10 protein-coding genes are annotated in these 11,378 nt (G+C 61.1%); 9 read left to right on the forward strand and 1 reads right to left on the reverse strand.

The genetic code is table 11. The features are described 5' to 3' along the window. Positions 1–9: 9 nt before the first annotated feature. On the reverse strand, positions 10–1,110 hold the full coding sequence (gene queG, locus F8N49_RS06500) for a tRNA epoxyqueuosine(34) reductase QueG (RefSeq protein ID WP_071174236.1): 1,101 nt from the start codon (positions 1,108–1,110) through the stop codon (positions 10–12). A gap of 63 nt (positions 1,111–1,173) precedes the next feature. On the opposite strand from queG, the gene F8N49_RS06505 reads away from it, so the two are divergent. From F8N49_RS06505 to hflC, 9 genes are all read left to right on the forward strand, one after another. Beyond that, positions 1,174–2,673: an NAD(P)H-hydrate dehydratase gene (locus tag F8N49_RS06505; RefSeq protein ID WP_151551025.1), complete on the forward strand. Its 1,500-nt coding sequence runs from the start codon at positions 1,174–1,176 to the stop codon at positions 2,671–2,673. Further along, positions 2,661–3,131, forward strand: coding sequence for a tRNA (adenosine(37)-N6)-threonylcarbamoyltransferase complex ATPase subunit type 1 TsaE (gene tsaE, locus F8N49_RS06510; protein ID WP_016771950.1), 471 nt, complete (start codon positions 2,661–2,663; stop codon positions 3,129–3,131). Before F8N49_RS06505 ends, tsaE begins: the two co-directional genes overlap by 13 nt. A 51-nt stretch (positions 3,132–3,182) precedes the next feature. Next, complete coding sequence (locus F8N49_RS06515; protein ID WP_370593506.1) at positions 3,183–4,562, forward strand: N-acetylmuramoyl-L-alanine amidase; 1,380 nt, start codon at positions 3,183–3,185, stop codon at positions 4,560–4,562. Next, entirely contained in the window at positions 4,559–6,466 is a 1,908-nt protein-coding gene (gene mutL, locus F8N49_RS06520) for a DNA mismatch repair endonuclease MutL (protein ID WP_122881189.1), read from the forward strand. Before F8N49_RS06515 ends, mutL begins: the two co-directional genes overlap by 4 nt. Next, positions 6,466–7,437, forward strand: coding sequence for a tRNA (adenosine(37)-N6)-dimethylallyltransferase MiaA (miaA, locus tag F8N49_RS06525; protein WP_151551026.1), 972 nt, complete (start codon positions 6,466–6,468; stop codon positions 7,435–7,437). Before mutL ends, miaA begins: the two co-directional genes overlap by 1 nt. Positions 7,438–7,532: 95 nt before the next feature. Beyond that, positions 7,533–7,799: an RNA chaperone Hfq gene (gene hfq / locus F8N49_RS06530; RefSeq protein ID WP_016771947.1), complete on the forward strand. Its 267-nt coding sequence runs from the start codon at positions 7,533–7,535 to the stop codon at positions 7,797–7,799. 12 nt (positions 7,800–7,811) lie between these two features. After that, a complete protein-coding gene (gene hflX, locus F8N49_RS06535; RefSeq protein WP_016771946.1) occupies positions 7,812–9,113 on the forward strand; it encodes a ribosome rescue GTPase HflX in 1,302 nt (433 codons plus the stop codon). A gap of 96 nt (positions 9,114–9,209) precedes the next feature. After that, positions 9,210–10,376, forward strand: coding sequence for an FtsH protease activity modulator HflK (gene hflK, locus F8N49_RS06540; protein WP_024011368.1), 1,167 nt, complete (start codon positions 9,210–9,212; stop codon positions 10,374–10,376). Then, positions 10,376–11,245 (forward strand): protease modulator HflC, encoded by an 870-nt coding sequence (hflC, locus tag F8N49_RS06545; RefSeq protein ID WP_016771945.1) that lies wholly within the window; start codon positions 10,376–10,378, stop codon positions 11,243–11,245. The genes hflK and hflC overlap by 1 nt, the downstream gene beginning before the upstream one ends. Positions 11,246–11,378 lie beyond the last annotated feature (133 nt).

Here is an 11,378-nt window from a genome sequence, read left to right on the forward strand (position 1 = left end):
AAGGTCCGGCTACGACTTGAACATCGCGCTCGCCGGTTTCGCAAGCTCGCGGCGGGCGTGCCGTTCCAGTGCCCACTCGACATGTTCCCTGACCAACTCTGACGGATAATCCCGTCGCGCCTTCAATGCTTCCAGCACCGGAATCGTTGAAGGCGCATTACCCAGTCCCACCGCCAGATTGCGTAACCAGCGCTCGTACCCGGCACGCCGCAATGGCGAACCTTCGGTGCTGCTTAGAAACTTCTCTTCATCCCACAAAAACAACTCGGCCAACTGTGCGTTATCCAGATTGTGCCGTGGCTTGAAATCGTTTTCCCCAGTCGGCCGGGCAAAACGGTTCCACGGGCAGACGATCTGGCAATCGTCGCAGCCAAACACGCGATTGCCAATCAACGGCCGCAACTCTTCGGGAATCGCGGTTTTCAGCTCGATGGTCAGATAGGAAATGCAGCGCCGCGCGTCCAGCACATAGGGGCCGACGAAGGCGTTGGTCGGGCAGATATCCAGGCACGCGGTGCAACGCCCGCAATGTTCGCTGCTGTGCGGTTCGTCCACCGGTAGCGGCAGGTCGACGAACAGTTCGCTCAAGAAAAAATAACTCCCGGCCTTGCGGTTCAACACCAAGGTATTTTTACCGATCCAGCCCAGTCCAGCCTGTTCGGCGATGGCTTTTTCCAGCACTGGCGCACTGTCGACAAAGGCACGAAAACCGAACGGGCCGATCTCTGCCTGGATCCTGTCGGCCAATTGTTGAACACGTTTACGGATCAATTTGTGGTAATCGCGGCCCAAGGCATAACGCGACACGTAAGCCTTTTCCGGTTCAGCCAGGCGTTTGGCCATTTCGGTATCGCCCGGCAAGTAGTCCATGCGCAGGGAAACCACGCGCAACGTGCCCGGCACCAGTTCTTCCGGGTGCGAGCGTTTGCTGCCATGGGCGCCCATGTAGTCCATTTCGCCGTGATAGCCGGCGTCGAGCCAGCGTTGCAGATGCTGCTCGTGCTCGGCCAGGTCCAGACCGCTGATGCCGACTTGCTGGAAGCCCAGCTCGCGGCCCCAATCCTTGATCGATTGGGCGAGGGCGGGCAGGTCTGTAGTGATGGCGGACATGAGGCGAGAGAAACCGGAGCTGAGGTGCGTATAATTCTGCCAGACATCGGAGCCCGAAGACGCATGCCGCAGACGAAAGATGAATTACCCGACGCGCTGTACCGCGCCGCGCAGGTGCGCGAACTCGACGCGCGGCTGATCGCCGCCGGCACGGCGGGCTTCGAATTGATGCAGCGCGCCGCCCGCGCGACATGGCGCGCACTGGTGCGCAAGTGGCCGGCAGCGAACGAACTGACGGTGCTCGCCGGGCACGGCAACAACGCCGGCGACGGTTATTTGGTGGCCGGGTTGGCGCTGCGGGCCGGTTGGACGGTGCGCGTTCTCGCCGTCGGCGATCCGCAGCGTTTGCAGGGCGATGCCGCACTGGCCCATGCCGAATCCGTGGCTGCTGGTGTTGTGGTGCAAGGCTGGCAGGCGCAAAGCGAGCTGTGCGGTGTCGTCCTCGATGCCTTGCTCGGCACTGGCCTGAGCGGCGAAGTGCGTGAGCCCTATGCCTCGGCGATCAAGGCGATCAACGCCTGCGGTTTGCCGGTAGCAGCGGTCGATATTCCTTCCGGGTTGTGTGCCGATACCGGGTGTGAACTGGGTGTCGCGGTATGCGCCGATCTAACGGTGACCTTCATTGGTATGAAGGTCGGGCTGTTGACCGGTGATGCGGCGGATCATATCGGTGAGCTGGTCTTCAGCGACCTGCAAGCCACCGACGAAATTTTCAGTGACATTCCTGTCTGCGCTCAGCGCCTGAGCGCCGCTAATCTTCCAGCACTTGCGCCGCGCGCGCCGACCTCGCACAAGGGCCGCTTTGGCCACGTGTTGCTGATCGGCGGCGATCACGGTTTCGGCGGAGCGATTCTGCTCAGCACAGAAATGGCCTTGCGCGGCGGCGCGGGCATGGCCTCGCTGGCGACTCGCCCAGAGCATGTGCCGGCGGCGCTGACCCGGGTGCCGGAGGCGATGGCGCTCGGCACTTCGTCAGCCAATCAACTGATGGGGCTGCTGGAAAAGGTTTCGGTATTGGTGGTCGGACCGGGCCTCGGTCAGGCCAGTTGGGGCCGTGCCCTGTTGTCGGCTGCCGCCAATGCACCATTGCCGCAGGTGTGGGACGCTGACGCGTTGAACCTGCTGGCCAGCGATTTTGTCCAGTTGCCCAAGGATTGCGTGATCACCCCGCATCCGGGTGAAGCGGCGCGCTTGCTTGGCGTCAGCACCACCGAGGTGCAGGCCGATCGCCCGGCCGCTGCTCTGGCGTTGAGCAAAAAGTATTCAGCGGTAGTGGTTCTGAAAGGTGCCGGCAGTCTGATCGCCCATCCCGATGGGCGTCTGGCCCTATGTCATCAGGGCCATCCGGCGATGGCCACAGGCGGGTTGGGTGATGTGCTGGCCGGTCTGATCGGCGCATTGCTGGCCCAAGGCATGGACGCGTTCGATGCGGCATGCCTGGCTGTCTGGCTGCACGCCAACGCGGGTATGCAACAAGGCAAATTCGGCCGTGGGCTGGCGGCCAGTGATCTGATTCCAGCCATTCGTCAGTTGTTGGAGGAGCAAGCACCGTGTCTGAAGTAACCCTGTACCTGGCCGATGAACAGGCGATGAGCGACTTTGGCGCACGGATCGCCCGCGTCACCCAGGGCCATGGCCTGATTTTTCTCGAAGGCAATCTGGGTATGGGCAAAACCACCCTGTCGCGGGGCATCATTCGCGGTTTGGGGCATGTTGGCGCGGTGAAAAGTCCGACCTTCACATTGGTCGAGCCCTACGAGATCGGTGACATTCGTGCCTTCCACTTCGACCTGTATCGCCTGGTCGATCCCGAGGAGCTGGAGTTTCTCGGCATCCGTGACTACTTCGAAGACGATGCCCTGTGCCTGATCGAGTGGCCCGATAAAGGTGCAGGCTTTTTGCCAAAGCCCGACCTGACCATTACCATTAGCCCGCAAGACAGCGGGCGTTCGCTGAAAATTTTAGCCCAGGGCTCGCGTGGCGAGGCCTGGTGTGCCGCTTTGGCATTGGAATCCAATTAAATGATGGGGTTTGGTATGCGCTTTCGCGCGTTGGTGGCTGCCGCTGGACTGATGTTGATGGCAGTAACCGTCAACGCTGTGGCCGATTCAAAGGTCAACAGCGTGCGCCTGTGGCGGGCGCCGGACAACACGCGACTGGTCTTTGACCTCAGTGGCCCGGTGCAGCACAGCGTTTTCACCCTGACAGCCCCGGACCGGCTGGTGATCGACATCAACGGCGCCACCCTCGGCGCGCCATTGAACGTGCAGACCGCGAACACGCCGATCACCGCGATGCGCTCGGCCCAGCGCACCCCGACCGACCTGCGCGTGGTCATCGACCTGAAAAAAGCCGTCACCCCGAAAAGCTTCTCGCTGGCGCCGAACGCGCAGTATGGCAACCGTCTTGTGGTCGATCTGTTCGACAACCCGGCCGATGCCGCGCCGCCGCCAGCCCCGACGCCATCGGTGGCGACCGTGCCGGCAGTGCCGGTGACCCCGACCGAACCGGCGATCAAGCTGCCGCCAGCCCCGGCCGGCAAACGCGACATTATCGTGGTGATCGACGCCGGCCACGGTGGCGAAGACCCGGGTGCGTCCGGTTCGCGCGGCCAGCGTGAGAAAGACGTGGTACTGCAGATCGCTCGCGAGCTGCAGCGTCAGGTCAACGGCATGAAAGGCTTCCGCGCCGAGCTGACCCGTACCGGCGACTACTTCATTCCATTGCGCGGGCGTACCGAAATCGCCCGCAAGAAGGGCGCCGACCTGTTCGTCTCGATCCACGCCGACGCCGCGCCGTCCGCAGCCGCGTTCGGTGCGTCGGTGTTCGCCCTCTCTGATCGTGGCGCTACGTCCGAGACCGCCCGTTGGCTGGCCGACAGTGAAAACCGTTCCGACCTGATCGGCGGTGCCGGCAACGTCAGTCTCGATGACAAAGACCGCATGCTCGCCGGCGTGTTGCTCGACCTGTCGATGACCGCGTCGCTGACTTCCAGCCTCAACGTCGGCCAGAAGGTGCTGACTAACATCGGTCGCGTTACGCCGCTGCACAAACAGCGTGTGGAACAAGCCGGGTTCATGGTGCTGAAGTCGCCGGACATTCCGTCGATCCTGGTCGAAACCGGCTTCATCTCCAACGCCAACGAAGCGAACAAACTGTCCGCATCGAGCCACCAGCAAGCGCTGGCCCGTTCGATCAGCAGCGGCGTGCGCCAGTTCTTCCAGCAGAATCCGCCACCGGGCACCTACATCGCCTGGCTGCGTGATTCCGGCAAGATTGCCCAAGGCCCGCGCGACCACCGTGTCGGCCCGGGGGAAACCCTGGCGATGATCGGCGTGCGCTATCAGGTTTCGCCGGCCACCTTGCGCGCCGCCAACAATCTGAAAAGCGATGAGCTGAAAGTCGGTCAGCACCTGACCATTCCTGGCACCGAACTGGCGTCGAAAGAATGAACCAGGTATTGAACACGGCGCGCATCGAGCTGCTCAGCCCCCGGCTGGCGAACCAGATTGCCGCCGGTGAGGTGGTTGAGCGCCCGGCTTCGGTGATCAAGGAGTTGCTGGAAAACAGCCTCGACTCCGGCGCCAAGCGTATCGACGTCGATGTCGAGCAGGGCGGCGTCAAGTTGCTGCGCGTGCGCGATGACGGCAGCGGTATTTCCGCCGATGACCTGCCGCTCGCCCTGGCCCGTCACGCCACCAGCAAAATTCGCAACCTCGAAGACCTTGAGCAGGTGATGAGCCTGGGTTTCCGTGGCGAGGCGCTGGCGTCGATCAGCTCCGTGGCGCGTCTGACCCTGACCTCGCGCACCCGCGATGCCGACCAGGCCTGGCAGGTCGAGACTGAAGGCCGTGACATGGCGCCGCGCGTGCAGCCGGCGGCGCATCCGGTCGGCACTTCGGTGGAAGTCCGCGATCTGTTTTTCAACACCCCGGCCCGGCGCAAATTTCTCAAGACCGAAAAAACCGAATTCGATCACCTGCAAGAAGTGATCAAGCGTCTGGCGCTGGCGCGCTTCGACGTGGCTTTTCATCTGCGCCACAACGGCAAAACCATCCTCAGCCTGCACGAGGCCCACGATGATGCGGCCCGTGCGCGGCGTGTGGCGGCGATCTGCGGTTCAGGTTTCCTGGAGCAGGCGCTGCCTATCGAGATCGAACGCAACGGCCTGCACCTGTGGGGCTGGGTCGGTTTGCCGACCTTCAACCGTAGCCAGGCTGACTTGCAGTATTTCTTCGTAAACGGCCGAGCAGTGCGCGACAAACTGGTGGCCCATGCGGTACGCCAGGCTTATCGCGACGTGCTGTTCAATGGCCGGCACCCGACCTTCGCGCTGTTTTTCGAGGTCGATCCTGCAGCGGTAGATGTCAACGTGCACCCGACCAAGCACGAAGTGCGCTTCCGTGACGGGCGCATGGTCCACGACTTCCTGTATGGCACGCTGCACCGTGCGCTGGGCGATGTGCGTCCGGAAGATCAACTGGCCGGCTCGGTCACCACGGCGATCGTTCGGCCGAGCGGGATCGAGGCGGGCGAATTCGGCCCACAAGGCGAGATGCGTCTGGCCGCCAATGCGCTGCTGGAGCAGCCGCAGGCGCAGCCGGCGTTCAATACATCATCCGGGGCCAGCGCTGGCGGCGCTTATCAGTATCAATACACGCCGCGTCCGCAATCGGCGCTGCCCGCTGCCGAGGCTCAAGCCGCTTACAAAGAGTTTTTCGCGCCGCTGCCTGAAGCCAATGCCAGCGCACTGCCGACCGGTCAGGAAGATATCCCGCCGCTCGGCTATGCACTGGCGCAGCTCAAGGGCATCTATATTTTGTCCGAGAACGCCCATGGTCTGGTGCTGGTGGACATGCATGCCGCCCACGAGCGGATCATGTACGAGCGCCTGAAAATCGCCATGGCCAGCGAAGGTCTCAGTGGCCAGCCGTTGCTGGTGCCGGAGTCGCTGGCGGTCAGTCAGCGCGAGGCCGATTGCGCTGAAGAACACGCCGCGTGGTTCCAGCGCCTTGGTTTTGAATTGCAGCGCCTGGGTCCGGAAACCCTGGCGATCCGGCAGATTCCCGCATTGCTCAAGCAGGCCGAAGCCAATCGACTGGTCGGCGACGTGCTTTCGGATTTGATGGAGTACGGCACCAGCGACCGTATCCAGGCGCACCTCAACGAACTGCTCGGCACCATGGCCTGCCACGGCGCGATCCGCGCCAACCGGCGTCTGGCTCTGCCGGAAATGAACGGCCTGCTGCGTGATATGGAAAACACCGAACGCAGCGGTCAATGCAACCATGGCCGACCGACCTGGACCCAGCTGGGTCTGGACGATCTGGACAAACTGTTCCTGCGCGGTCGTTGATGAGCCAGCTTCCTCCAGCGATTTTCCTGATGGGCCCGACCGCTGCGGGCAAGACCGATCTGGCCATCGAGCTGACCCAAGTGCTGCCGTGCGAGTTGATCAGTGTCGATTCGGCGCTGGTCTACCGCGGCATGGACATCGGCACGGCCAAGCCTTCGAAAGAGTTGCTGGCCGAATACCCGCACCGGCTGATCGACATCCTCGACCCCGCTGAAGCGTATTCAGCCGCCGATTTCCGTCGCGACGCGTTGCAGGCCATGGCCGAAATCACTGGGCGAGGAAAGATCCCGCTGCTGGTCGGCGGCACCATGCTCTATTACAAGGCTTTGATCGAAGGTCTGGCAGACATGCCGGCGGCCGATCCTGAGGTCCGTGCGCAGATCGAGGAAGAAGCTGCACGCCTCGGCTGGCAAGCCCTGCACGATCAACTGGCGCAAATCGATCCGGTGTCGGCGGCGCGCATTCATCCCAATGATCCGCAGCGCTTGAGTCGGGCGCTGGAAGTGTATCGAGTCAGCGGGCAGAGCATGACCGCCCTGCGCGAGCAACAATCTGCGCAAAGTACTGAAGCAGCCGCTTCGGGACGGCAACAATTGCCCTATACTGTCGCGAACCTGGCCATTGCTCCGGCGAATCGTCAGGTTCTGCACCAGCGAATTGAACAAAGATTCACAAATATGTTGGAACAGGGATTCATCGACGAGGTCGTAGCCCTGCGTAAAAGAAGTGACCTGCATTCGGGGTTGCCGTCTATACGTGCGGTAGGCTACCGCCAAGTCTGGGATTACCTGGACGGCAAGCTGACATTGGCCCAGATGCAGGAGCGGGGCATCATCGCCACGCGCCAGTTGGCCAAACGCCAGTTTACCTGGCTGCGCAGCTGGGACGATTTGCATTGGCTGGACAGTCTTGATTGCGACAATCTGCCACGCGCCTTGAAATACCTTGGGACCATCTCCATATTGAGCTGAGTCCTTGCAATTGCCGTCTATCCTTGGGGGTGTGACGGCCGAAGCCATCTGAATTTACCTGTTTTTATTATTGAATCCTTAAAGGAGTGCGGCACATGTCAAAAGGGCATTCGCTACAAGACCCTTACCTGAACACTTTACGTAAAGAGAAAGTCGGGGTTTCCATCTACCTGGTCAACGGTATCAAGCTGCAAGGGACGATCGAGTCGTTCGACCAGTTCGTGATCCTGCTGAAAAACACCGTAAGCCAGATGGTCTACAAACACGCTATCTCGACCGTCGTGCCGGTTCGTCCAATTCGTCTGCCTAGCGCAACCGAAAACGAACAGGGCGATGCCGATGCAGCGCCGGGTAACGCCTGATAGGAGTCTCCTTTGTTCTTTGAGCGCCACGGTGGTGGTGAACGAGTCATCCTCGTTCACTTGGATGGACAGGACCCTGAGGCGCGCGAAGATCCGCAGGAGTTTCAGGAGTTGGCAAATTCGGCTGGCGCCGAGACCGTCGCGTTTTTCAACGTGCCGCGTCATCGGCCAACCGCCAAATATCTGATCGGCAGCGGCAAGGTCGAGGAACTGCGCGACCTGGTCAAGGCTGAAGAAGCCGATCTGGTGATTTTCAATCACATCCTCACGCCCAGTCAGGAACGCAACCTCGAACGTGTTTTCGAGTGTCGCGTGATCGACCGCACCGGGCTGATTCTCGATATTTTTGCCCAACGCGCACGCACCCATGAGGGCAAGCTGCAGGTCGAACTGGCCCAGCTTGACCACATGAGCACGCGGCTGGTTCGCGGCTGGACTCACCTTGAACGTCAGGGTGGCGGTATCGGTATGCGCGGCCCGGGTGAAACCCAGCTGGAAACCGACCGCCGTCTGCTGCGGGTTCGCCTGCGTCAGATCAAGGGGCGGCTGGAGAAGGTGCGCAGTCAGCGCGAGCAGTCGCGCCGTGGCCGATCCCGTGCGGACATTCCTACCGTTTCGCTGGTGGGATACACCAACGCGGGCAAATCGACACTCTTCAACAACGTGACGAAGTCCGAGGTGTACGCGGCCGATCAACTGTTCGCCACGCTCGACCCGACCCTGCGCCGGCTGGAGCTTGACGACCTCGGTCCGATTGTCCTCGCCGACACCGTGGGCTTCATTCGTCACCTGCCACACAAGCTGGTCGAGGCATTTCGGTCTACGCTCGAAGAGTCGAGCAATTCCGACCTGCTGTTGCACGTGATCGATGCGGCCGAACCGGATCGCATGTTGCAGATCGAGCAGGTGATGGTGGTGCTGGGCGAGATTGGTGCCCAGGACTTGCCGATCCTCGAGGTCTATAACAAACTCGATTTGCTTGAAGGCGTCGAGCCGCAGATTCAGCGCGATGCCGATGGCAAGCCGCAACGGGTCTGGCTCTCGGCGCGCGATGGCAGCGGTCTGGAATTGCTTGAACAGGCCATCGCCGAGTTGCTCGGCAGTGATCTGTTCGTCGGTACCTTGCGCTTGCCGCAACGATTCGCTCGGCTGCGTGCGCAGTTCTTCGAACTCGGGGCGGTGCAGAAAGAAGAATACGATGAAGAAGGTGTCAGCCTGCTGGCCGTTCGTTTGCCCCGGATCGAGTTGAATCGATTGGTAAGCCGCGAAGGATTGCAGCCGATGGAATTCATCGAGCAACACACTTTGCAATAAAAGCCTGACAAAGCGGTTGTGCCGCAACGGCAGGCATTCTGTAGCATTGGTCGGCGCGCCGTGGGTGCGTCTTTGCTTTATCAGATGGAGAGCGCTATGGCTTGGAATGAGCCGGGTGGCAACTCGAATAATCAGGATCCCTGGGGTGGCAAGCGCCGCAATAACGGCGACCGCAAGGGGCCACCGGATCTCGACGAGGCCTTCCGAAAGCTGCAGGAAAGCCTGAACGGGTTGTTCGGTGGTGGTAAGAAACGCGGTGATGACGGCGGCGGGTCGGGGCGCAGCAGTGGCGGCTTCGGCGGTCTGCTCGGCATCGGCCTGGTCGTGCTGGCGGCTGTCTGGCTGTACAGCGCGGTCTACGTGGTGGACGAGCAGGAGCAAGCCGTGGTGCTGCGCTTCGGCAAGTACTACGAGACTGTCGGCCCGGGTCTGAATATCTACTTCCCGCCGATCGACAAGAAGTACATGGAGAACGTGACGCGTGAGCGTGCGTACACCAAGCAGGGCCAGATGCTGACTGAAGACGAGAACATCGTCGAAGTGCCGCTGACCGTGCAGTACAAGATCAGCAACCTGCAGGACTTCGTGCTGAACGTCGATCAGCCGGAAATCAGCCTGCAACACGCGACTGAAAGTGCACTGCGTCACGTGGTCGGTTCCACCGCCATGGACCAGGTGCTGACCGAAGGTCGTGAATTGATGGCCAGCGAAATCAAGGAGCGTCTGCAACGTTTCCTCGATACCTATCGCACCGGTATCACCGTCACCCAGGTCAACGTACAGAGTGCAGCGGCACCGCGTGAAGTACAGGAAGCCTTCGATGACGTGATCCGCGCCCGTGAAGACGAGCAGCGTTCGCGCAACCAGGCTGAAACCTACGCCAACGGCGTTGTGCCGGAAGCCCGTGGTCAGGCCCAGCGCATCATCGAAGATGCCAACGGTTATCGCGACGAGACCATCTCGCGCGCCAAGGGTGAGGCCGATCGCTTCACCAAACTGGTCGCCGAGTATCGCAAGGCACCTGAAGTCACCCGCGAGCGTCTGTACCTGGACACCATGCAGGAAGTCTTCAGCAATACCAGCAAGGTCCTCGTGACCGGCAACAAGAACGGCCAGAGCAATCTGCTCTACCTGCCGTTGGACAAGATGATCCAGAACAGTTCGGGTAATGCACCGGTGACCGGTTCGGCCGCCAGCAACAACACGGACGTCACGCCGCATGTCACTGACGTGCCGCAGACGCGTACAAGGGAGACCCGCTGATGAGCAATAAATCGCTGATCGCCCTGATCGTTGGCGTCGTTGTGGTACTGGTGGGCTGGAATTGCTTCTACATCGTCGCTCAGACCGAGCGCGCGGTGCTGCTGCAATTCGGTCGTGTGGTTCAGGCCGATGTCCAGCCGGGTCTGCATGTGAAGGTGCCTTACGTCAACCAGGTGCGCAAATTCGATGCGCGTCTGCTGACGCTGGATGCACCGACGCAGCGCTTCCTGACTCTGGAAAAGAAAGCCGTGATGGTCGATGCCTACGCCAAGTGGCGGGTGAAAGATGCCGAGCGCTTCTACACCGCGACTTCGGGTCTGAAGCAGATCGCCGACGAGCGTTTGTCCCGTCGTCTCGAATCGGGCCTGCGTGACCAGTTCGGCAAGCGCACCCTGCACGAAGTGGTGTCGGGTGAACGTGATGCGCTGATGGCTGATATCACCGCGTCGCTGAACAAGATGGCGGAAAAAGAGCTGGGTATCGAAGTGGTCGATGTCCGGGTCAAGGCCATCGATCTGCCGAAAGAAGTGAACCGCAGTGTGTTCGAACGTATGAGCACCGAGCGTGAGCGTGAAGCTCGCGAGCACCGCGCCAAGGGTAACGAGCTGGCCGAAGGCATCCGTGCCGACGCCGATCGTCAACGCCGCGTGCTGCTGGCCGAAGCCTATCGTGAATCCGAAGAGGTTCGCGGTGACGGTGATGCCCAGGCTGCTGCGATCTATTCCAAGGCCTACGGCCAGGATCAGGAGTTCTACGGTTTCTACCGTAGCCTGCGTGCCTACCGTGAAAGCTTCGCGAACAAATCCGACGTCCTGGTCCTCGACCCAAGCAGCGACTTCTTCCGTTATCTGGAAAAAGCCAAACCTTGATACGACGTTGACCTGAATCAGTCCGCCCGGCGGCTAAAACCTCGGGCGTGGTGATCCTTTCGGAAAACGTGTGTATGAGGCGGCAGCCGGGAAATTCCCGGCTTTTTTGCGTCTGCACGTTTGATTGCTGTTT

It is taken from the genome of Pseudomonas sp. GXM4 (assembly GCF_008923895.1).
In the GTDB taxonomy this organism is placed as follows: domain Bacteria; phylum Pseudomonadota; class Gammaproteobacteria; order Pseudomonadales; family Pseudomonadaceae; genus Aquipseudomonas; species Aquipseudomonas atacamensis.